The sequence below is a fragment of the Promicromonospora sp. NPDC050249 genome (assembly GCF_040656015.1).
Taxonomy (GTDB): Bacteria; Actinomycetota; Actinomycetes; order Actinomycetales; family Cellulomonadaceae; genus Promicromonospora.
This window is the reverse complement of the sequence record NZ_JBFAKY010000003.1, coordinates 102,582-123,209: the sequence shown is the minus strand read 5'-3', so window position 1 is coordinate 123,209 and position 20,628 is coordinate 102,582. Positions and strand designations below refer to the sequence as shown.

Below are 20,628 nucleotides of genomic sequence, written 5' to 3'. Positions count from 1 at the left end.
ATTACTTGTCGCGTCAACTAAACGCTAGGATGGGGCACGTGAAGCGACGCGTACCCCGGATGAACGAGCAGGAGTCGGCGGCCTGGCTCGGCCTGACCACCGTGTTCCAGCTGCTGCCGGCCGCGCTGGACCGGCAGCTCCAGCGCGACTCCGGGCTGACGCACTTCGAGTTCGTCGTGCTCTCCAGTCTCCAGCTCAGCGACGGGCCGACGATGCGGATGACGGCGCTCGCCGAGGCCACCGTCTCCACCCTGCCCCGGCTGTCCCACGTGTGCGGGCGCCTGGAGAAGCGCGGGCTCATCACCCGCGCCCCCTGCCCCGAGGACCGGCGCGCCACCAACGTCGGCCTGACGAGCGCCGGCCGACGCGAGCTGATCCACTCCGTTCCCGGGCACATCGCGACGGCGCGGCGGCTGGTCATCGACGCGCTCACGCCCGAGCAGCTCGACGCCCTGGCGGAGATCACGGGCACGATCGCGGGCCGCCTGGCCGAGGAACCCCCTGAGGGCACACCCGCGGCCTCGCGGACTGGCGAGAGCCGACCCATCGCCCCATAGGCTCGCGTCGTGAGCAACAGGCAGCCGCTCGGGCGGGCGTTGAGGAACGTCATCATCGCGAACGTCAGCTCCAGCCTCGGCGACGGCATCGCAAGGGTGGCGGCTCCCCTGCTGGCGGCGCGGCTGACCGACGACCCGCTGCTCGTCTCCGGGATCGCCGCCGTGGCGATGCTGCCGTGGCTGATCTTCTCGATCCCCGCCGGGATCCTGCTGGACCGGATCGACCGGCGGCGCGCCATGACGATCGCCAACGGCGTCCGGACGCTGCTCGCGGTCCTCATGCTGGCGCTCTTCGCCACGGACCAGCTCACCATCTGGTGGCTCTACGGCGTCGTGTTCGCGTACGGGGCGTTCGAGACGGTGTACGACGGCGCACTCCGCGCCGTCCTGCCGTCGATCGCCGCCAAGCGGGACCTGCCCCGTGCCAACTCGCGGGTCGAGGCCGGGGAGATCGTCGTCCAGCAGTTCCTGTCCGGCCCGCTCACCTCGGCGCTGTTCGCGGTCTCCGTGGTGGTGCCGCTCGGGATCAACGTGCTGACCTACGCGGTGGCCGCCGTCATGGCGGTGTTCCTGCCGCTCGCCGCGGCGGGCAGGCACCACACCGACCCGAGCGGCGTGCCGCACGTCGCCTGGTACCGGCAGTTCACCGACGGGTTCCGGTACATCATGGGCAACCCGATGCTGCGGAGGCTCTGGCTGATCAGCGTGGTGATCGGCCTGTGCTTCTCGGCCGCCACGGCCACGATGGTGCTCTACGTGCTGAACCGGCTCGGCCTGCCGGAGGCCTGGTACGGGGCGTTCATCCTGACCGGCGCGGTCGGCTCGCTCGGCGCGGCGTCGGTCGCCAACCGGCTCAAGGAGCGGTTCGGGGCGGGACCGGTGATGGCCGTCGCGCAGACCCTCTCGCTCGCGGCACTGGTCCTGATGGGCGCGGTCCCCGTGCTCGGCGTCGTCGCGTTCGGCTACTTCTTGTCGGCAGGCGGCACGACGGCGTGGAACATCCTCGTCATGTCGCTGCGCCAGGCCGCGATCCCGAGCCGGCTGCTCGGCCGGGTCCACGGCACGTGGCGCACGCTGCTCTGGGGCACGATGCCGCTGGGCTCGCTGCTGGGCGGGCTGCTCGGCCGGATCGACCTGCGCGCGCCGTTCCTGATCGCGGGCGGCATCGCGACGCTGGTCGCGCTCGTGTCGTTCCGGTTCCTGGCCGGGCTGCCCAACCCGGAGCAGCTGGAGGACGCCGACGGGCCGGCCGCCTGAGGCCGTCCCGCCGAGCCCTGCCAGCGCCGCCCGAGCGCCACACCCTGTGTCAGCTGTGCTTACCGGGCCTGCCCGCTCGTGCGCCCCAGATGATGAGCACGACTCCGACGACGGCGAGGATCGGGCCGACGACCGCCCACAGCGTCACGCCCGTCATCGCGCTGCCTGCGAGGTAGCCGAGTCCCTGGAAGGCGAAGACGGCGCCCATGAGGAGAAGAACGGCGCCGAGCACTATCAGACCTGACTTCACGACTGCCTCCGAGGTGAGTTGTGGTGAGTCGTCATGGGAAGACGTACTGGTCAGCCCATCGAGAACAGCGGTCCCGTGAGGGTCAGGCCCGGATCCTGGCTGAACACCCAGAAGAACGCCAGCGCCGCGCCCGCGAGCGCCACGTCCTTGTTGAACTGGACCATCTCCATCTGCTTGGCGGTCGGATCCGTCTCCCGCCAGAACCCGTGCATGAGGAACGCCGTCGGGACGAGGAAGAGGAAGAGGAGCAGCGCGCCCAGGTCACCCCAGACGCCGAGCAGGACGGACAGCGCACCGAGCAGCATCAGCACACCGCTGACGATGGTCGCCGGCTTCGCCATCGGCACACCCTTGGACGCCGCGTAGCCGGCCATGCTGTCCGTCTGGGTCAGGTGGCCGACGGTGCTCCCGAGGAAGAGCGCTACGAAGAGCACCCGGCCGATCAGCAGTACGACGTCCATGGTCGCCTCCGGTTGAGGACCTACAGTCGCTCACGATTCCTTCACACTTTATGACCCGACCGGCTCTCGCGTCGAGGGCGGCGGGGCCACAGTTTCCACGCTCCCGCCCGAGGTCGGAGAGGCCGGAGCGCCGGTCTTGCGCAACGACCCCCAGAGCACACCACCGATCACCAGTGCCGCACCGAGCCCGGTCGCGACCTCGATGTGCTCGCCCAGCAGCACCGCCGACGCGCTGAGTCCCACCACGGGGACCAGCATCGAGAACGGAGCGACGACGCCGGCGGGGTGCCGGGCCATCAGCCATGTCCAGATCCCGGATCCGACCAGCGTGCCGATCAGCACCGTGTAGACGAGCCCGACCAGCGCCGGAACCAGGTGCGGTCCGGGGACGAACGCGGCGGTGATCGCGTCCGGACCCTCCACCGCCAGGGACAGCGCGAACATCGGCACGGGCGGGACCACCGACATCCACAGCGTGAGGTGCAGCGGGTTCGCCGCCCTGGCCCGCGCGTTGGACACGTTGCCGATCGCCCAGCCGAACCCGCCGGCCAGCACCAGCAGGAAGGGTGCGAACGCGGCGGCCTGCGCCTGCGACCAGCCCACCACTGCCAGCCCCAGCGTCGCCACGGCCAGCCCGACCAGCTGCCGTGCGGACACCCGGTCCCGGAACGCGACCGCGCCGAGCAGCACGGTGAACGGCGCCGACGACTGCAGCACCAGCGACGCCAGCCCTGTCGGCATGCCGACGGCCATCCCCCAGTACAGGAACAGGAACTGCAGCGTGCCGAAGCCGATGCCGTACCCGAGCAGCCAGCGCACCGGCACCTGCGGACGCGGCACGAGGAGCAGGGTCGGGACGGCGATGATCGCGAACCGGAGCGCCACGAGCAGGAACGGCGGGAACTGACCGAGCGAGGCGTCGATCGCGATGAAGTTGAGGCCCCACATGACCGCGACGGACACGGCGAGCAGGCGGTGCGAGATCGGCATGGCCCGAGTGTGTGCGGCGGCGGCTCTGAAGGACAAGCGAAACTTTCTACAGGTCCTTGTAGGTTGCCTTCATGAATCCTCGTCATCTCGACCTGCTCCGCGAGCTCGCCGACCGGCAGTCGGTGACGGCGGTCGCGGCGGCGACCCACCGGACGCCGTCGGCCGTGTCGCAGCAGCTCCGCACGGCCCAGCGCGAGCTGGGCGGGATCCCGCTGGTGGAGCCGCACGGCCGGGGCGTGCGGCTCACCGAGGCAGGCAGGCTCCTGGCCGACGGCGGTCGCGACGTCGCGCGGACGATCGCCCAGGTGCAGGCCAGGTGGGATGCGTACCTGGGCTCGGCGTCGGGCACCGTGCGCCTGGCGGCGCTGCCGAGCGCGGCGGCGGTCCTGCTGCCCGAGGTCCTGAGCCGGCTCGCGGACACGGCGGTCAGCCTCGAGTGCACCGACGTCGACATCGCCGAGTCGGAGTATCCGAGGATCGTGGCCGACCACGACATCGTCGTCGGCCACAGCTTTACCGGACCCGTGCCCGCCGGAGCGGAGCACCTGGTCACCGCGGCACTGCTCCGCGAACCGCTCGACATCGCCATGCGGGCCGACCATGTGCTGGCGACCAAGGCGCGGGTCACGGCGCAGGACCTGGTGCTCCACGAGTGGTACGGGGTGCCGCTCGGTTACCCGTTCGACGACCTGCGCATCGCCGTCGAGACCGTGACGGGTACTCCCGTCCGGGTGGTCCAGCGGCTCCGCGACAACCGCCTGGTGGAGGCGCTCGTCGCGTCGGGCGACCGCGTGGCGGTGCTCCCCCGGTACAGCACCACGCCCGGCGCCGGGATAGTCCTGCGGCCGGTGCACGGGATGGACGCCGCGCGGTGGATCGTCGCGATCCTGCGGCCCGACCGGGCCGAACGGCTCGCGGTCAGGACGGTGCTTGACGCGCTGCGGGACGTGGGCCGGGAGGTCGTCGGCTGAGGGTTGCCGTGCCGGCGCGCAGCCCGACCCGGTCAGTCTCCGTCGAGGTGCAGCTCCGTGTTCTGGTCTGCCGCACAGGCCCTGGCGAGCGCGAGGATCTCCGCCTTGGCTGAGGGTTCGAGCTGGAGCTCGCGCAGCTCGTCGACGAACTGCTCCATGTCTCCTGGCAGCAGCACCAGGGACCCGTAGGGCTTGACCCGCACCATCATCGGAAGCGACGTCGCCGCACACGCCTCCGCGAGCACGTCACCACGGTCGGAGTAGGACCCCAGCAGCGTCAGCTTCCTTCGCCGGGGGCTCGTTCCCGGCTGATCGACCCGGTAGAGCGAGATGTCCACCGCCATAGCTGCCCGCCTCCCCGATCTTGTTGATGTCAGTGCCCGGCATCCTGGTCCCTCGGTGCGGGCGCCCGCGCGACACTATCGCCATGCGGCCAGGGCTGGGCGCACGGCGCGTGTGGTGGGCGTGGTCGGCGGGATTGATCGTGCTCGGCCTCATCGAGACCGTGGTCCTGCACCTCATACGGCCCAGGGGTCGCGAGATCGGTCAGTTGCTTCGGCCGTAGTTCGAGTTCGGTCGGTTGCTCTGAGATCGGTCAATCAATGGACCGATCTCAGAGCAACCGACCGAACTCACTACGAGCCGCGTGCAACTGACCGATCTCGTGGCACCCCACCCGGCACGACGAGCTGCGGGCGCAGGGCGCCCGGTCGCCGCCAGTATGTCGGATCGGTGCTGTTCTGGGAGCCCCCTGGCGGCTAGGCTTCGCTCGACACTTTCCAGGCCACGGCGTCGTACCGAGCTGCCGGAACCTGGCCGACCGTGAGACGGAGGGCGACCAGATGCCCGCACGCGACGACCGCACCAGGGGTGCGCGCGCGTTGCGTGGTGGTCTCGCTGCGTCTTCGGCCACGTTCGTCGCCCTCATCTCGCACATCGCCGGCGGCGGGGAGATGCCCGGCCTGCTGGGCATCGTCGTTCCGCTCGCTCTGTCGCTGCCTATCTGCATCGCCTGGTCGGGGCGCCTGTCGCTGGCCGGGCTCTCGGCCTCGGTCGTCGCGAGTCAGCTGTTCTTCCACGTGCTCTTCACGCTGGGCACCCCGGCAGGATCCCGGCCGGCTCTCGCGGGGTCCGGCGTGCACGCCGGGCACGAAGGCATGATGACGCCGCCGGCGCCGGCCGCCGGGCAGGCCACCGAGATGGCGCAAGCCGACCCCTCGATGTGGCTGTCGCACGGCCTGGCCGCGGTCGTCACGATCGCGGTCCTGTACCGCGGGGAGCTGATGCTCCTCCGCCTGCGCGAGCTCGCCGCGCGGGCGGCCGCCTGGCTGCTCGGCGGGCGCGCCGTCGTCGACCACGTCGGCTCCTTCGTGCTCCCGGCCCTGCCCGGCGTCGTCGCCGCGACCTTCCGGTCGCTGCACCCGAGCCCTCAGCTTTCCCCTCTGCTCCGCAGGGGACCTCCCGCACCGCACGCGGTCTGAGCTCCGCATCACGGGCACATCGGGTGCCCGTGGTCTGTTCCGTGCTCGCCCTGTGCTCACTCCGTGCGCACCCGAGCGGCGAGCGGGGACCCCGTGTCCCTGTGCGTGCTGACGTCGCTGTGCGACGTCGGAGGAGAGGTTTCCCATGCCCCGATCCCGTCCCCTCGTGGCCGGGCTCGCGGTGGCTGTCGTCGCGCTGTGCGCGACGGCGGCTCCCGCGTCCGCCCACGACAGGCTGATCTCCAGCGACCCCACGTCCGACCAGAAGCTGGCCGAGGCGCCGGCGGAGGTGTCCCTGACGTTCTCCGCCGACGTCCTGGACATGGGTGCCGCCGTCGTCGTCTCCGACGCCGCCGGCACCGAGTGGGTGTCCGCCGTCCCGACGGTCGACGGCCCCACGGTGACGGCGGTGCTCGACCCGGGCATGCCCGACGCCGGGTACGAGATCCGCTGGCGGGTCGTGTCGTCCGACGGGCACCCGATCACGGGTGTCGTCCCGTTCACCGTCGGCGACGGGGAGCCGTTGGCCGACGGGGCGGGCGGCGTCGAACCAGGCGCCGCTGGGCCCGGTGCCGCCGAGCCGGGCGAGGCGAGCGTGCCGGGGACCGACGCGCAGAGCAGTACGCAGACTCAGATCGCACAGGAGGACGAGGGGCCCTGGCGGGTCGCCCTCGTCGGCGCGAGCGGGGCCGCCGTCGCGGTGGCCCTGCTCGTACTTGTCCAGTTCCTGCGCCGCCGCAGCGATGTGGGCGGCGCCGAGGAGCCCGGCGACGAGCCGAGCTCCTCGGAATCGGTGTGATCAGTGTGAGAGGTATTCCCGTGATGAACCTGCTGACCCTTCGTCAGAGCAAGACCCAGAGCAAGACCCAGAGCAAGACCCAGAGCAAGACCGGCCTCCGGTCGGGCGTCGTCCTCGCGACGGTCGCCCTGGCCCTCGCGGGCTGCGGCACCACCGCCGGCGCGTCGCCCGACGGCGCCGACGGCGCGGCCGAACCCGCCGGCCAGGACGTGACGCTCTCCGACGGCTGGGTGAAGGCGGCCGACTCCGGGATGTCCGCCGCGTTCGGCGAGCTGACCAACGCGGGGCCTGACGACGTCACGGTGGTCTCCGCGACCACCGAGGCGTCCTCGATGCTCGAGCTGCACGAGACCGTGGAGAACGAGTCCGGGGAGATGATCATGCGGGAGATCGAGGGCGGGTTCGTCATCCCCGCCGGCGACACCCTCACCCTGGCGCCCGGTGGTAGCCACATCATGCTGATGGACCTCACCGACCCGCTGGAGGCGGGCGAGGAGGTCGCGTTCACCCTCACGTTCGCCGACGACTCGACCTATGAGTTCACGGCGCCCGTGAAGGACTTCTCGGGGGCGAACGAGAACTACGTGGGCGGCGACGCCGAGACGGACATGGGCGACGCCGACAGCATGGGTGCCGACGGCACGGGCACGGACCGCTGATGACTGGGCCCGGTAAGAGCGTGAGCTCCGGCCGGGCCGGGTCGACCCGGCGGCAGTTCCTCCTCGGAGGAGCTGTCGCCGGTGTCGGCGCGGCCGCCGCCATCGGCGCTGACCTCGCCGTGAGCGCCACGTCCGACGGTTCCGCCGAGCGGGTGGCGCTGAACGGCGAGCAGACCGTGCGGTTCTACGGCACGCACCAGGCGGGGATCGACACCGCCGCCCAGGCCCACGGCCTGTTCGTCGCGCTCGACCTGCTCGACGGCACCACCCGCGAGGACCTGGTGCGGATGATGCGCATCCTCACCGACGACGCCGCGCGCCTGACGCAGGGGAGCCCCGCGCTGGCGGACTCCGAGCCCGAGCTGGCGACGGTCCCTGCGCGGCTCACCGTCACGTTCGGGTTCGGTCCCGGGTTCGTCGCCCGGGCGCGTGGGATCGCGCCGGGCTGGCTGAAGGCGCTGCCCGCGTTCGCCGTCGACCGGCTGCTGCCCGAGTTCAGCGACGGCGACCTGCTGCTCCAGATCGCCGCGGACGACCCCCTCGCCGTCGCGCACACCGCTCGCATGCTGCTCAAGGACACCCGGAGCTTTGCCTCGGTGCGCTGGAGCCAGCAGGGGTTCCGGCGCGCGCACGGCAGCGTCCGGCCGGGCACGACCATGCGCAACCTGTTCGGTCAGGTCGACGGCACGTCCAACCCGGCGCCCGGCACCGCGGACTTCGACCAGGTCGTGTGGAATCGCGACGGGTGGCTGGCGGGCGGGACGAGCGCCGTCGTGCGCCGCATCGGCATGGACCTGGACAAGTGGGACCGGCTCGACCGCGGCGGGCGCGAGCAGTCGGTGGGCCGCTACCTGTCCAACGGTGCGCCCCTGACCGGCACCGACGAGTTCGACGAGCCCGACTTCGAGGCCACCACGCCCATCGGGTTCCCGGTGATCCCGGAGTTCTCCCACGTGCGCCGCGCGCGCAGCGAGAACGCCGCCGAGCGGATCTTCCGGCGCGCCTACAACTACGACGACCGGCCCATCGGGGAGGCGGTCTCCCTGTCGGGACTGATCTTCGTCTCGTTCCAGGCCGACGTCGACCGACAGTTCGTCCCGATCCAGAAACGCCTGGACCAGCTCGACCTGCTCAACGAATGGACAGTGCCGATCGGCTCGGCCGTCTTCGCCATCCCGCCGGGGTGCGCCGAGGGCGGCTTTGTCGGTGAAACCCTTCTCACCTGAAAGCAGGCTCCTCAATGACCGAGACGCTTGCCGGCGACCAGAACCTCCCCGCCGACACCGACCCCACATCCTCGAGCTCCGCGAACCCGCCGAACCAGGGGCGCCGCCCGTGGTTCGGCCCGCTCCTGCGGCGGCTGCACTTCTACGCGGGCCTCCTGATCGGCCCGTTCATCCTGGTCGCCGCGACCAGCGGCGCCCTGTACGCGCTGACCCCCGCGCTGGAGCAGGTGGTCTACGACCACGAGCTGCACGCCCCCGTCACCGGCACGTCGTTGACCCTGGGCGAACAGATAGCGGCCGCCCAGGACCACGTCGGCGAGGACGCGGTGCTCGCAGCGGTGCGCCCGGCGCCCGAGCCGGGCGACACCACGCGGGTCATGTTCGGCCAGGACGGGCTGGGACCCAGCGAGTCCCGCGCGATCTTCGTCGACCCCGGTACCGGCGAGGTCCGGGGCGACCTGGTCGCGTACGGTTCGAGTGGTTCGCTGCCGCTGCGCGCCTGGGTCTCGAACCTGCACCGCAGCCTGCACCTGGGTGACCCCGGGCGGCTGTACAGCGAGCTCGCGGCCTCCTGGCTCGGGATCGTCGCCACCGCGGGGCTCGTGCTGTGGATCTTCCGGCTGCGCGCCGCGCGTCGTGCTGCAGCCGTCACCGGCGTCGTCGCGCGACCGAAGCGGCGGCGGACCGGCTACCGGCGCGTGCTGTCCTGGCACACCACCGTCGGCGCCGTCGTGGTGCTGGCCGCGCTGTTCCTGTCCGTCACCGGGATCACCTGGTCCCAGCATGGCGGCGCGAACGTCGAGACCCTGCGCACCAGCCTCGGCTGGCTCACCCCGTCGGTGAGCACGGCCCTGTCCGACGACGCTCCAGCCGGCGACGACGAGCATGCGGGGCACGGGGGAGCGCCCGGCGAGCACACGGGCGTGGCGAACCCCGCGACGTTCGACGCGGTGCTCGCCATCGCACAGCGGGTCAACGTGAACACGGGCGAGGTGGAGATCAAGCCGCCCGCCGAGCCCGGCACCGCGTGGGTCGTGCAGGAGAACAAGAGCAGCGTGCCGACCGCCGGCGACTCCGTCGCGATCGACGGAAGCACCATGGAGGTGGTCGACCAGGCGGACTTCGCGGACTTCCCGCTGGCGGCCAAGCTCACCACCTGGGGCATCGACCTGCACATGGGACTGTTGTTCGGCCTGGCCAACCAGATCGTGCTCTTCGTCCTCGCGCTGGGCATCGGATCGATGGTGGTGCTCGGGTACCTCATGTGGTGGAAGCGGCGGCCGACCCGCGAGCCACGCGCGCTCGCGGGCCCGCCGCCGGTCCGCGGCGCCCTGCGCGGCGCGCCGTGGTGGGGCCTGGCCGCCGTGGTCGTGTGCGCCGTCGCGATCGGGTGGTTCCTCCCGCTCGTCGGGTACACGCTCGCGGCCTTCGTGCTGGTGGACGTCCTGATCGGGGTGGTGCGGGCACGGCAACGGGCGTGATCAGCCCGGTTACCGGTGTTGCGTCACTGGTGCTGCCGAGTGCGCAGCTCGTCGGTGAGGTGGGCGAGCGCGTCCTCGGCGGTGGGGGCCGGGCCGAGGAGTCGCTCCTATCGGCGCGAAAACGATTTCATGTGCGTCCCTTCGCGATCCGGTCTAGCCTTCCCCGGCACCCGACCCCCGAGGAGTCCTGCGTGAACCAGAACGCCACCGACCTGCCGACCACCGCCTCGTCGGCAGCCGGCATCCGGGCGAACGAGATGACGGTCCCCATGCTGCCCTGTGTCTCCGGCGAGGAGACCACCGCGTTCTACCGGGCGCTCGGCTTCGACGTCGCGTACGAGATGCACAAGCCGTACCTCTATCTCTCGTTCGCGATGAGCGGCTTCCAGCTGGACTACAAGAAGGCACCCCAGGGGATCGACCCGGCCGACGAGGACACGGGCGGCTGCCTGGTGTTCGTCGACGACGTGGCGTCCTACCACGCAGCGTTCACCGCGGCGATGCGCACGTCGTACGGCAAGGTCCTCGCGAAAGGGCTGCCGCGCATCACCAGGTACCGTCCCGGCGCTTCCCGCTTCACGCTCCTGGACCCCTCCGGGAACAGCATCGTCTTCATCCAGCGCGACGAGCCCGAGGACCTGGAGTACGGAGGGGACAAGAGTCTGCCGCCCCTGCGGCGGGCTCTGGACAACGCCCGCATCTACCGGGAGTTCAAGAACGACGACAAGGCAGCCTTCCGGGTGGTGACCTCGGCGTTGCGCAGGCACGGCGGCGACGCGACGCCCGTGGACCGGGCGACCGCGTACGCGACGCTCATCGAGCTGGCGACCGCCCTCGACGAACGCGAGCGCATCCCGGGGCTGAGGGCCGACCTCGAGGTGGTCGTGACGGAACTGGACGACGACGAGCGGCGGCGCGTGGCCGACGACCTGCAGCTCGCCGACGACCTGGAGACCTGGATCGGTCAGTCCGGATGACCTGAACGGGTCCGGTTTCAGCGGCCCAGCACGTACGTCTGGATCGCGATGACCGCGGCGCCGCGGGCCCAGACGTCGAACCCGGAGGCCTGCACCACGAGCTCCGGCGGCTCGGCGAGCGGGTCCAGGTCGCCCGCGAGCCCGGCGTCGAGCGCCGCCCGCGCGACGACCGCGAGGCGCGCGCCCTCCCCACCGAGCACGACCACCTCGGGAAGGGCGACCTCGGTGACGACGGCGACCAGCCGGCCGAGCGCGCGACCGGCGTCGTCCACCACGCGGCGGGCGAGCTCGTCGCCGGACTCGGCGAGGTCGAGGACCTCGTCGTAGCGCACCAGGTCGCCGCGTGCGGCGGCGACCTGGCGCTCGATGGAGCCGGTGGTGAGCATCGCGGTGGCGCACCCGCGGTGCCCGAGCGGGCAGGGCGGGCCCAGCGGGTCCAGCGAGTGGTGCCCGAGCATGCCGAGGCCGGCGTTGGGCCCGGTGAGCAGGCGGTCGTGCGCGACGATGCCGATCCCGATGCCGGCCCCGATCGTGATGAGTGCGAACTGGTCGTGCCCGCGGCCCTCGCCGAACCAGTGCGTGGCCTCGGTCAGCGCCAGGACGTCGTTGGCCGCGACGACCGGGCGGCCGGTCCGCTCCTGCAGGAGCGTGGACAGCGCGACGTCGGCCCAGCCGAGGAAGGGTGCGCGGTGCGCGGTCCCGTCGGGCAGGACGTGCCCGCCGATGGAGACGCCGACGGCGGTGACGCCGGCGACCTGGGCGGCAAGGTGGTCCACGAGCCCGGCGATGACGTCGGCCACCTCGTCCGGGGTGCGGCCTTCGAGTGGCCGGCTGCCGGACGCGACGACGTCGGCCCGCAGCGTGGTGACGACGCCGTGCGCGGTGTCCCCGGTGATCTTCACGCCCACGAAGTGGTGCGCGTCCGGGACTATGTCGAGCGGCTGGGACGGGCGGCCGGGTCGCAGGTCACCGGCATCGGGCCCGACCTCGACGAGGAGACCTGCCTCCACCAGCGGTTTCGTGAGCCGCGTCAGGCTGCCCGCGCTGAGGTCGGTGCGCCGCGCGAGCTCCGCCCGGGACAGCGGGCCGTGCAGCAGCACCTCGAGCGCGAGGCGATGGGACTGGCCCGCGAGCGGCACCCAGGGCTGCACGTCGCTGCTCGTCGTCATCGACCGCCACCTCTCGCTCGGGTATGGCCCGTCCGCGGCCATTGTGTCGCGCGATCAGCCTATTCGCCGTTACCTTCCACCGCAAAACAAATCGGCGCTCCAATCCGGCCTTCTGCCGTCCTTGACCCTCAAATATCTTTCGTAGTAAAACTTACTCCGCCACCGACGTCCCGAACCCGAGGAATCCACCCGATGTCCGTCTCTCTCCAGACCCAGCACGACGCCGCGCCCGGAGCCGCGCAGTCGTTCGCCCACCTGCGTGCCGGGGGCGTGAGCCTGCTGCTCGACACGTCCGGTGAGCGCCTGCCGCGCGTGCTCCACTGGGGTGCTGACCTCGGCGACGTCGGACCGGACGAGGTCGCGGAGCTCGTCCTCGCCTCGGTGGTCCCTGTGGTGTCGGGCACCCCCGACGCCCCGTACGCGCTCACGCTGCTGCCCGAGCAGTCGGCAGGCTGGCTCGCCACGCCCGGCGTCACCGGCTCCCGGGACGGCGCCGCGTGGTCGACGGCGTTCCGTGTCACCGGGACAACGCTCACGGGCCCGCTGACGCGCGACGACGGGACCCCCGTCGCCCACCGCCTCGTCGTGACCGCCACCGACGCCGACGCCGGCCTCCTGCTGACCCTCGTCGTCGAGCAGTACCCGTCCGGCCTCGTGCGTACCCGCTCCACCCTGACCAACACGGCCGACGACGTCTTCACCGTTGCCGGCCTCGACACCGCGCTGCCCGTACCCGCCGAGGCCGATGAGGTCCTCGACTGGACCGGCCGCCACCTGCGCGAACGCTCCGCCCAGCGGCACGCTTTCACCGCGGGCACCCACCTGCGCGAGTCGCGCCGCGCCCGGAGCCACGACGGCACCCTGCTGCTGACCGCGGGCCGGTCCGGCTTCGGGCACGGCAGCGGCGAGGTCTGGGGCGTCCACGTGGGCTGGTCCGGCAACACCCGCACCTACGCCGAGCAGGAGATGCCCAGCGGTGCCCGCGTGCTGGGCGGCGGCGAGCTGCTCCTGTCGGGCGAGGTGCGGCTCACCGCAGGCGAGTCGTACTCCTCGCCCTGGTTGTACGCGTCCTACGGCGACGGGCTCGACGAGCTCTCCCACCGCTTCCACGCCTACCTGCGCTCCCGGCCCCAGCACCCCACCAGCCCCCGCAAGACGCTGATCAACGTCTGGGAGGCCGTCTACTTCGACCACGACCTGGCCCGCCTGACGGCGCTCGCGGACGCCGCCGCCGCCGTCGGGATCGAGCGCTACGTGCTCGACGACGGGTGGTTCAAGGGGCGACGCGACGACACGGCGGGCCTCGGCGACTGGTACGTCGACGAGGACGTCTGGCCGGGCGGCCTGCACCCGCTGGCCGACCATGTCACCGGGCTCGGCATGGAGTTCGGGCTGTGGTTCGAGCCGGAGATGGTCAACCCGGACTCCGACCTCGCGCGGGAGCATCCCGAGTGGATCCTGCGGACCGGCCGACGCCTGCCGCCGTCGGCCCGCAACCAGCAGGTGCTGGACCTCGCGAACCGGGGCGCCTGGGACCACGTGTTCGGGCGCATGGACGCGATCCTCACCGAGTACCCGATCGCGTTCGTCAAGTGGGACCACAACCGTGACCTCATCGAGGCGGGGCACCAGGCCACCGGCCGGCCGGGCGTGCACGGCCAGACGCTCGCCGCCTACCAGCTCATCGACGCGCTGCGCGCGGCCCACCCGGGCGTGGAGTTCGAGAGCTGCTCGGGCGGCGGCGGGCGCGCGGACCTGGGCATCCTCGAGCGTACGGACCGGATCTGGGCCTCCGACTGCATCGACGCCCTGGAGCGGCAGGTCATCGAGGCGGGCACGGGCATGGTCGTCCCGCCCGAGATGATGGGTTCCCACATCGGCTCGACGCACGCCCACACCACCGGCCGTACCCACGAGCTGAGCTTCCGCGGCGCGACGGCGTTCTTCGGCCACCTGGGCGTCGAGTGGGACCTGACGCGCGCCTCCGACGACGACCTGACCGGCCTCGCCGCCTGGGTCAGCGCCTATCGGGAGCACCGCGGGCTGCTGCACACCGGCAAGGTGGTGCGCGCCGACCACCCCGACCCCGCCCTGCGCGTGCACGGCGTGGTCGCCGACGACCGGTCCGCCGGGATCTTCGCGGTCGTGCAGCTCACGACCGGCGTCTTCGCGCCGCCCGGACGGGTGCGCCTGCCCGGCCTCGACCCGGCACGGACCTACGAGGTACGGCCGCTCGCCCCCGGCGACGACATCTCACCCTGGGCGGGCACCTGGGCGCCCGCCTGGTGGAAGGACGGCGCACGCCTGTCCGGCCGCACCCTCGGCGTCGTCGGCCTGCAGGTGCCCAACCAGTTCCCGGAGCGGTCGGTACTGCTCGACGTCCGGGCACTCCCCGAGGTCTGACGGACGGGGCCGCGGCGGACGGGACGGTAGGTCAGAACGGCACGCCGCAACGCAGCACGACGTTCGCGTACGGTGTCGCCTCGCCGGTCCGGACGACGAGGCGAGCCTGCGGCAGCAGAGCCTTGAGGTCGTCGTGCGGCAGGAGGTCAGGGGTGAGGCCACGCTCGCGCAGCCAGGTCTCGACGTCGGTCCCGCTGGTCTCCGCCGCGGCGACGGAACCCTCGACGGCGATCTCGGCGAGCAGCGCGTCGAGCACCTGGGTGAAGCGTGGCACGCCGTGCACGAGGGTCAGGTCGACCACGTCCGCCTCGCGAGGGAGGGGGAGGCCGTAGTCGGCCACGACCACCAGGTGCCCGTGCCCGAGCCGGGCCAGCCCCGCGGCCAGGTCCGGGTTGAGGATGCCGTGTGCGCGGGTCATCGCACCTCCGGCAGCGCGTCGGTCGAGGAAGGGTAGGAGGACTGCGCTCCGATGCCCGTGACGGCGTACGCGCCGACCCGGGCGGCGAGGCGGGCGGCGTCGAGCAGCTCGTCCCCGGCGGCGAGCCGGGAGGCGAGAGCACCGACGAACGCGTCGCCGGCGCCGGTCGTGTCGACGGCGCTGACCTTCGGGGACGGCACCGCGGCGACCTCCCCGTCGCCGGAGCGGGTCGCGACGACGGCTCCCGCGCTACCGAGGGTGATGACGACCGACGACACCCCCGCCTCGGTCAACGCGCGCGCCGCTGCCGCATGGTCGTCGTCGGGCACGGCCTGACCGCCGAGCAGCGACAGCGCGAGCCGGGCCTCGTGCTCGTTGACCACCAGCGGGTCCGCGCGCCGGACCACGTCAGCGGAGAGCTCGATCACGGGCGCGAGGTTGAGCACCACGCGGCCCCGCGCGAGCCGCGCGGCCGTCTCGGTGGCCGCGCGGGGGATCTCGCCCTGCAGCACCACGACGTCCGCCCCTGCGACGGTCGCGGCGTGCGCGGACACGGTGTCGGCCTCGACGGTGGCGTTGGCCCCTGAGATGACGACTATCGAGTTCTCGCCGTCGGCGGACACGGTGACGAGCGCGATGCCGGTGGGGCCGGGCACCGTGGTGAGTGCCGACAGGTCGACACCCGCGGCCCGCAGCCCGGCCGTCGCCTGGCCGGCGAACGAGTCGTCGCCGACGGCTCCGACGAACGCGACCTCGGCCCCGAGCCGGGCGGCAGCGACCGCCTGGTTCGCGCCCTTGCCGCCGGCGAGGACGGACATCGACCGCCCGAGGACGGTCTCACCGGGGGCGGGGTGCACCGCCACCTGGGTGAGCAGGTCGGCGTTCACGGAGCCGACGACGACGACCCGGCTCACTGGAGGAAGTCCGTCACGTTGTCCTCGGTGACGGTCTGGACGGGCACCGGGGTGTCCTTGGCGACCTGCTCGCCGTCGAGCACCTGCTTCATGAGCTGGACCGCCTGCTTGCCGAGCTCTGTCGGCTGCTGCGCGATCGTCGCGGCGAGCGTGCCCGCCTCGACCGCGGCGAGGCCGTCGTCCGTGCCGTCGAAGCCGACGACGAAGACGTCGCTGCCCGCCCGGTCGCCCAGGGCCTGGACCGCACCGAGCGCCATCTCGTCGTTCTCGGCGAAGATGCCGACGACGTCGGGGTTCGACTGCAGCAGGTTGGTCGCGACGTCGAGACCCTCGGCACGGTCGAAGTTCGCCGTCTGCGTGGCGACGACCTCGATGTCCGGGTAGGCCGCGATGCCCTCGGCGAAGCCCTGGCCACGGTCGCGGCTGGCGGACGTACCTGCCACGCCCTGCAGGACGATGACCTTGCCCTTCTCGCCGATCGCCGCGGCGAGCGCGTCGGCGGCCTGCTTGCCACCGGCGACGTTGTCGCTGGAGACGAGGGAGGTGATGTCGGCGCCGTTGACGGCGCGGTCGACGCCGATGACGGGCAGGTCGTCGGACAGGGCCGGGGCGACGGCCGCACCGGCGGCGTCGGAGTCGACGGCGTTGATGATGACGCCTGCCGATCCGCCGGTGATGGCGTTGGCCACCTGGTCGGCCTGGGTGGCGGAGTCGTCCTGCGCGTCGACGACGTCGAGGGTCAGGCCGAGCTCGTCGGCCGCGTCCTGTGCGCCGTCCCGCACGTCGACGAAGAACGGGTTGCTGAGCGTGGACAGCGAGAGGGTGACCTGCTGCTGCCCGGAGGCGGCGTCACCGCCGCGGTTGCACGCGGTCAGCGTCGTGGCGAGGGCAAGGCCCGTCACGACGGACGTGACGACCTTCGTGGTGATCGAGAACTTCAACTTCGGCTCCTTCGTCTGTGGCCCGTCCTTGGGCCGTTGGTGGTGCGGGTGAGGCTGTCGAGGGGTGGTCAGTGCCGCGTGTTCTTGCGGCGGAGCACGTCGATCCCGACCGCGACGGCGATGACGAGCCCGATGACCACCTGCTGCCAGAACGACGACACGTTCAGGAGGTTGAGGCCGTTGCGGATGACCGCAAGGACCAGTGCGCCGACGAGCGTGCCCGAGACCTTGCCGACACCGCCGGCGAGGGAGGCACCGCCGATGACGACGGCGGCGATCGCGTCGAGCTCGTACCCGGCCGCGGCCTGCGGCTGGGCCGAGTTGAGCCGGCCGGCGAGCAGCATGCCCGCGAGCGCGGCGTAGACGCCGGCCAGCGCGAAGACCGTCACGAGGACCTTGCGCACCCGGATGCCGGACAGCCGCGCGGCCTCCACGTTGCCGCCGACGGCGTACATCTCTCGTCCGACGACGGTGCGGCCCAGCACGAACGACGCGATCACGCCGGTGACGACCAGCACGAGGATCGGGACGGGTACACCGCCGAGGCGCGAGCCGAGGAAGGACACCTCGGGGGACGTGGCGATGGGCCGCCCGTCGGACAGCACGAGGGTCAGGCCGCGGGCCACCGACAGCATCGCCAGGGTGGCGATGAACGAGGGGAGCCGGCCGAACGCCACTCCGAGCCCGCTGACGGCACCGGCGAGCGCGCCGGTCGCGAGGCCCGCGACGATCGACATCCACCCGGGCAGACCGGCCGACGTGAAGATCCAGGCCGACGCCATGGCCGACAGCGCGGCCACCGAGCCGACGGACAGGTCGATCCCGCCGGCCACGATGACGAACGTCATGCCGAACGCCAGGACCGCGATGGTGGACGCCTGGATCCCGATGTTGACGAGGTTGGGTCCGGTCAGGAACGCGGGCGTGGCGATGTACAGGGCCAGGCACAGCACGAGGAGGCCGACCAGGGCCCCGTTGCCGGACAGGAGGGAGCCGAGGGCGGAGCGCACCGAGCGCTGCTTCGCCGGTGCGGCGGTCGTGGTGGTCATCGGTCCGTTCCTTCTGTGGTCGCTGCGTTCGTGTGGTCTTCGGCCTCGCGGTCGACGTCGCGCACGGCGAGTGCCATGACACGGTCCTGGGTGGCGTCCTCGCGGGAGAGCTCACCGGCGAGGCGGCCGCCGCTCATCACGAGGACCCGGTCGCTCATCCCGAGCACCTCGGGCAGGTCGCTCGAGACCATCACGACGGTCCCGCCCGCCGCGGTGATGGCGTTGACGGCCTCGTAGATCTCGACCCGCGCGCCGACGTCGACGCCGCGCGTCGGCTCGTCGAGCAGCAGGACCTTGGATCCGGCGAGCGTCCAGCGGGCGAACACGGCCTTCTGCTGGTTGCCGCCGGACAGGTCGCGGACCGGCTGGTCGATGCCGCTCATGCGGATGCGCAGCCGCTCCGCCATCTGGCGTGCCCGGTCCCGCTGACCGCGCCGGTCCGCCAGGCCGGCGCGGGCGGTGCTGCCGAGCGTGGCGTACCCGATGTTCTCGTTCACCGACGCGTCGAGCACGAGGCCCTGCGCCTTGCGGTCCTCGGGGACCAGGCCGATGCCTGCGTCGATCGCCGCTGGGACGCCACGACGCGGTACCGGTCTGCCCGCTACCCGCACCTCTCCGGAGTCATACGGGTCGGCTCCGGCGATCGCGCGCAGCAGCTCCGTGCGTCCGGCGCCGACCAGGCCGGCGATCCCGACGACCTCGCCGGCCCGCGCGGTCAGGCTGATGTCGCGCAGCCGGTCGCCGCTGCTCAGCCGGTCGACCTGGAGCAGCACCTCGTCCGGTCCGTCGTAGTCCCGCCGCCGCGGGTAGTGGTCGGTGATGTCCCGGCCGACCATGAGGCGAACGAGCTCGTCCTCGTCCGTCGTCGCCGGTACCTCCGCGACCAGCGCGCCGTCGCGCAGCACGCTCACGGAGTCGCCGATCCGGCCGATCTCCTCGAGATGGTGGCTGATGAAGACCATCCCGACGCCGGCCGCGCGCAGCTCCTCGACGACCCCGAAGAGCGCGTCGGTCTCGTCGCCGGTGAGCGCGGCCGTCGGCTCGTCGAGGATCAGGATGCGGGCCTTCGTGCTGAGGGCCTTGGCGATCTCGACGAGCTGCTGGCGTGCGATGCCGAGCTCGCCGACCGGCGTGTCGACGTCGAGGTCGAGCCCGATCCGGGCGAGCGCTTCGCGTGCGGTGCGGCGCACCGCGCGGCGGTCGAGGAGACCCGCCCGGGAAGGCATCCGGCCGAGCACGATGTTCTCCGCCACCGACATGGTCGGCACGAGGTTCAGCTCCTGGTGGATCGTCGCTATCCCGAGGGACTCCGCGGTGCGTACGTCCGACAGCACGACGGGGCGGCCGTCCACGACGACACGACCGCCGTCGGGCTGGTAGATGCCCGCCATCATCTTGATGAGGGTCGACTTGCCGGCGCCGTTCTCTCCGAGAAGGACCTGGACGTGGCCGGGCCGGACGTGCACCGTGACGCCGTCGATCACGGTGACCGGGCCGAACTTCTTCGTGACGTGCTCCAACGAGAGCACCGGATCCGCGGTCATCACTGCCTTCCTGCGGGGTGGGGGACAGGACCCGTTCCGGGAGCCGGTCCGGTGGACTCGCGCACGACCAGCGACGACTCCAGGACGACCGACCGAGCCGGACGGCCGTCCAGGACGTCGCGGATCAGGTCGACCGCGAGGGCGCCCATGCGCGCGGGATCGTGCGCGACGACCGTGAGCTGTGGGCTGAACCAGCGGAACGCCGCGACGTCGTCGTACCCGACGACCGACAGGTCGCTGCCCACCCGGATGCCCCGTTCGCGCAGCACCTCCAGCACGCCGAACGTCATGAGCGAGTCCGCGGCGAGGACCGCCGTGGGCGGGTGGGGCAGGTCAAGGAGCTGGTTCGCGGCCCGTGCACCACTGGTCACCTGGAAGTCGCCCAGGTGCACCAGGTCGGGATCGTCGTCCAGGCCGTGCTCCGCGATCGCCTGCCGGAACGCCTCGAGGCGCTCGCGGCCCGTCGACGTCTCCTGGGGTCCGGCGACGAGCCCGATGCGGCGGTGCCCGAGACCGGCCAGGTGAGCGACCGCGCCGGTGATGCCGGAGCGGTTGTCCGAGGTGACGCTCGGTACGTCGACCCCGTCGACCGTGCGGTCCACGAACACCACCGGCACCCCGAGCGTGAGCACCTCGCGCAGTGAACCCGCCCCGTCGCCCTGGGGGGCGACGATGATGCCTGCCACACGCTGCGACAGGAGAAGGTCGAGGTACAGGTCCTGCTGCTCCGTGCTCTCGTTCGCGTTGCACAGGAGGGTCGCGATCCCGGACTCGAGCGCGTGCTGCTCGGCGTTGTGCGCGATGTCCGCGAAGAAGGGGTTGCGCACGTCCGACAGGAGCAGGCCGAGCGTGTTCGTGTGGTTCTTGCGTAGCGAACGCGCTTGCGCGTTCGGCCGGAAGCCGAGCCTGCGGGCCGCCTCGGTCACACGGGTGCGCGACTCCTCGGACGTGGCCGGGTGCCCCGACAGCACACGCGACGCGGTCGCCGCCGACACACCTGCCTCGGCCGCCACGTCATGGATGGTCACCGCACGCATTCACAGCCTCCTTGCCGCACTCGTGGCCCGACGTCGCTTGTCGG

At 72.1% G+C, this 20,628-nt stretch carries 21 protein-coding genes; 10 read left to right on the top strand and 11 right to left on the bottom strand.

From position 1 onward, the window contains the following. Positions 1-38 precede the first annotated feature (38 nt). Positions 39-557, top strand: coding sequence for a MarR family transcriptional regulator (locus AB0I32_RS03535; RefSeq protein ID WP_357502929.1), 519 nt, complete (start codon positions 39-41; stop codon positions 555-557). 9 nt (positions 558-566) lie between these two features. Next, positions 567-1,814 (top strand): MFS transporter, encoded by a 1,248-nt coding sequence (locus AB0I32_RS03530; RefSeq protein WP_357502927.1) that lies wholly within the window; start codon positions 567-569, stop codon positions 1,812-1,814. Between the two features lie 49 nt (positions 1,815-1,863). On the opposite strand, the gene AB0I32_RS03525 is transcribed toward AB0I32_RS03530, so the two are convergent. The 3 genes from AB0I32_RS03525 to AB0I32_RS03515 are packed head-to-tail and all read right to left on the bottom strand — an operon-like array spanning position 1,864 to position 3,515. Next, on the bottom strand, positions 1,864-2,064 hold the full coding sequence (locus AB0I32_RS03525; RefSeq protein WP_357447393.1) for a hypothetical protein: 201 nt from the start codon (positions 2,062-2,064) through the stop codon (positions 1,864-1,866). A 50-nt stretch (positions 2,065-2,114) separates the two neighbouring features. After that, positions 2,115-2,525, bottom strand: coding sequence for a DoxX family protein (locus AB0I32_RS03520; protein WP_357502925.1), 411 nt, complete (start codon positions 2,523-2,525; stop codon positions 2,115-2,117). Positions 2,526-2,573: 48 nt separating this feature from the next. Beyond that, positions 2,574-3,515: an EamA family transporter gene (locus tag AB0I32_RS03515; protein ID WP_357502923.1), complete on the bottom strand. Its 942-nt coding sequence runs from the start codon at positions 3,513-3,515 to the stop codon at positions 2,574-2,576. 71 nt (positions 3,516-3,586) lie between these two features. Here AB0I32_RS03515 and AB0I32_RS03510 point away from each other — a divergent pair, with 71 nt between their 5' ends. Next, positions 3,587-4,486, top strand: coding sequence for a LysR family transcriptional regulator (locus AB0I32_RS03510; protein ID WP_357502921.1), 900 nt, complete (start codon positions 3,587-3,589; stop codon positions 4,484-4,486). A gap of 32 nt (positions 4,487-4,518) precedes the next feature. Here the strand turns inward: AB0I32_RS03510 and AB0I32_RS03505 are convergent, their stop codons facing one another. After that, positions 4,519-4,830: a hypothetical protein gene (locus tag AB0I32_RS03505; RefSeq protein ID WP_357502919.1), complete on the bottom strand. Its 312-nt coding sequence runs from the start codon at positions 4,828-4,830 to the stop codon at positions 4,519-4,521. 498 nt (positions 4,831-5,328) lie between these two features. On the opposite strand from AB0I32_RS03505, the gene AB0I32_RS03500 reads away from it, so the two are divergent. The 6 genes from AB0I32_RS03500 to AB0I32_RS03475 all read left to right on the top strand — a co-directional run bounded on the left by AB0I32_RS03500 (position 5,329) and on the right by AB0I32_RS03475 (position 11,109). Next, positions 5,329-5,967, top strand: coding sequence for a hypothetical protein (locus AB0I32_RS03500; protein WP_357502917.1), 639 nt, complete (start codon positions 5,329-5,331; stop codon positions 5,965-5,967). Positions 5,968-6,112: 145 nt separating this feature from the next. After that, entirely contained in the window at positions 6,113-6,766 is a 654-nt protein-coding gene (locus AB0I32_RS03495; protein ID WP_357502915.1) for a copper resistance CopC family protein, read from the top strand. A gap of 23 nt (positions 6,767-6,789) precedes the next feature. Then, the gene (locus AB0I32_RS03490; RefSeq protein WP_357502913.1) at positions 6,790-7,425 is read left to right on the top strand and encodes a copper chaperone PCu(A)C; all 636 of its coding nucleotides are present in this window, start codon (positions 6,790-6,792) and stop codon (positions 7,423-7,425) included. Continuing rightward, positions 7,425-8,651, top strand: coding sequence for a Dyp-type peroxidase (locus tag AB0I32_RS03485; RefSeq protein ID WP_357502911.1), 1,227 nt, complete (start codon positions 7,425-7,427; stop codon positions 8,649-8,651). The genes AB0I32_RS03490 and AB0I32_RS03485 overlap by 1 nt, the downstream gene beginning before the upstream one ends. Positions 8,652-8,665: 14 nt before the next feature. Continuing rightward, positions 8,666-10,132, top strand: a complete 1,467-nt coding sequence (locus tag AB0I32_RS03480; RefSeq protein WP_357502909.1) for a PepSY-associated TM helix domain-containing protein — start codon at positions 8,666-8,668, stop codon at positions 10,130-10,132. A 191-nt stretch (positions 10,133-10,323) separates the two neighbouring features. Next, on the top strand, positions 10,324-11,109 hold the full coding sequence (locus AB0I32_RS03475; protein WP_357502907.1) for a glyoxalase: 786 nt from the start codon (positions 10,324-10,326) through the stop codon (positions 11,107-11,109). A 17-nt stretch (positions 11,110-11,126) separates the two neighbouring features. On the opposite strand, the gene AB0I32_RS03470 is transcribed toward AB0I32_RS03475, so the two are convergent. Continuing rightward, complete coding sequence (locus tag AB0I32_RS03470) at positions 11,127-12,278, bottom strand: ROK family transcriptional regulator (protein ID WP_357502905.1); 1,152 nt, start codon at positions 12,276-12,278, stop codon at positions 11,127-11,129. A gap of 192 nt (positions 12,279-12,470) precedes the next feature. Here AB0I32_RS03470 and AB0I32_RS03465 point away from each other — a divergent pair, with 192 nt between their 5' ends. Then, positions 12,471-14,681, top strand: a complete 2,211-nt coding sequence (locus tag AB0I32_RS03465) for an alpha-galactosidase (RefSeq protein ID WP_357502903.1) — start codon at positions 12,471-12,473, stop codon at positions 14,679-14,681. Positions 14,682-14,712: 31 nt separating this feature from the next. Here AB0I32_RS03465 and rbsD read toward each other — a convergent pair whose 3' ends face one another. The 6 genes from rbsD to AB0I32_RS03435 form a co-directional block, all read right to left on the bottom strand. Continuing rightward, positions 14,713-15,099 carry a D-ribose pyranase gene (rbsD, locus tag AB0I32_RS03460; RefSeq protein WP_357502901.1) on the bottom strand — a complete coding sequence of 129 codons (387 nt, stop codon included), beginning with the start codon at positions 15,097-15,099 and terminating at the stop codon, positions 14,713-14,715. Then, positions 15,096-16,013, bottom strand: a complete 918-nt coding sequence (locus AB0I32_RS03455) for a ribokinase (RefSeq protein WP_357502899.1) — start codon at positions 16,011-16,013, stop codon at positions 15,096-15,098. The genes rbsD and AB0I32_RS03455 overlap by 4 nt, the downstream gene beginning before the upstream one ends. Beyond that, positions 16,010-16,954 (bottom strand): substrate-binding domain-containing protein, encoded by a 945-nt coding sequence (locus AB0I32_RS03450; RefSeq protein ID WP_357502897.1) that lies wholly within the window; start codon positions 16,952-16,954, stop codon positions 16,010-16,012. Before AB0I32_RS03450 ends, AB0I32_RS03455 begins: the two co-directional genes overlap by 4 nt. A 68-nt stretch (positions 16,955-17,022) precedes the next feature. Then, positions 17,023-18,003, bottom strand: coding sequence for an ABC transporter permease (locus AB0I32_RS03445; RefSeq protein WP_357502895.1), 981 nt, complete (start codon positions 18,001-18,003; stop codon positions 17,023-17,025). Then, positions 18,000-19,547 (bottom strand): sugar ABC transporter ATP-binding protein, encoded by a 1,548-nt coding sequence (locus tag AB0I32_RS03440; RefSeq protein WP_357502893.1) that lies wholly within the window; start codon positions 19,545-19,547, stop codon positions 18,000-18,002. The genes AB0I32_RS03445 and AB0I32_RS03440 overlap by 4 nt, the downstream gene beginning before the upstream one ends. Beyond that, positions 19,547-20,584, bottom strand: a complete 1,038-nt coding sequence (locus AB0I32_RS03435; protein WP_357502890.1) for a LacI family DNA-binding transcriptional regulator — start codon at positions 20,582-20,584, stop codon at positions 19,547-19,549. Before AB0I32_RS03435 ends, AB0I32_RS03440 begins: the two co-directional genes overlap by 1 nt. Between the last annotated feature and the right edge of the window lie 44 nt (positions 20,585-20,628).

Excerpts from the sequence above, each read along its gene's own strand:
- AB0I32_RS03520 (WP_357502925.1), bottom strand. The coding sequence starts at position 2,525 with ATGGACGTCGTACTGCTGATCGGCCGGGTGCTCTTCGTAGCGCTCTTC.
- AB0I32_RS03515 (WP_357502923.1), bottom strand. The coding sequence starts at position 3,515 with ATGCCGATCTCGCACCGCCTGCTCGCCGTGTCCGTCGCGGTCATGTGG.
- AB0I32_RS03510 (WP_357502921.1), top strand. The coding sequence starts at position 3,587 with ATGAATCCTCGTCATCTCGACCTGCTCCGCGAGCTCGCCGACCGGCAG.
- AB0I32_RS03505 (WP_357502919.1), bottom strand. The coding sequence starts at position 4,830 with ATGGCGGTGGACATCTCGCTCTACCGGGTCGATCAGCCGGGAACGAGC.
- AB0I32_RS03500 (WP_357502917.1), top strand. The coding sequence starts at position 5,329 with ATGCCCGCACGCGACGACCGCACCAGGGGTGCGCGCGCGTTGCGTGGT.
- AB0I32_RS03495 (WP_357502915.1), top strand. The coding sequence starts at position 6,113 with ATGCCCCGATCCCGTCCCCTCGTGGCCGGGCTCGCGGTGGCTGTCGTC.
- AB0I32_RS03490 (WP_357502913.1), top strand. The coding sequence starts at position 6,790 with ATGAACCTGCTGACCCTTCGTCAGAGCAAGACCCAGAGCAAGACCCAG.
- AB0I32_RS03485 (WP_357502911.1), top strand. The coding sequence starts at position 7,425 with ATGACTGGGCCCGGTAAGAGCGTGAGCTCCGGCCGGGCCGGGTCGACC.
- AB0I32_RS03480 (WP_357502909.1), top strand. The coding sequence starts at position 8,666 with ATGACCGAGACGCTTGCCGGCGACCAGAACCTCCCCGCCGACACCGAC.
- AB0I32_RS03470 (WP_357502905.1), bottom strand. The coding sequence starts at position 12,278 with ATGACGACGAGCAGCGACGTGCAGCCCTGGGTGCCGCTCGCGGGCCAG.
- AB0I32_RS03465 (WP_357502903.1), top strand. The coding sequence starts at position 12,471 with ATGTCCGTCTCTCTCCAGACCCAGCACGACGCCGCGCCCGGAGCCGCG.
- rbsD (WP_357502901.1), bottom strand. The coding sequence starts at position 15,099 with ATGACCCGCGCACACGGCATCCTCAACCCGGACCTGGCCGCGGGGCTG.
- AB0I32_RS03445 (WP_357502895.1), bottom strand. The coding sequence starts at position 18,003 with ATGACCACCACGACCGCCGCACCGGCGAAGCAGCGCTCGGTGCGCTCC.
- AB0I32_RS03440 (WP_357502893.1), bottom strand. The coding sequence starts at position 19,547 with ATGACCGCGGATCCGGTGCTCTCGTTGGAGCACGTCACGAAGAAGTTC.
- AB0I32_RS03435 (WP_357502890.1), bottom strand. The coding sequence starts at position 20,584 with ATGCGTGCGGTGACCATCCATGACGTGGCGGCCGAGGCAGGTGTGTCG.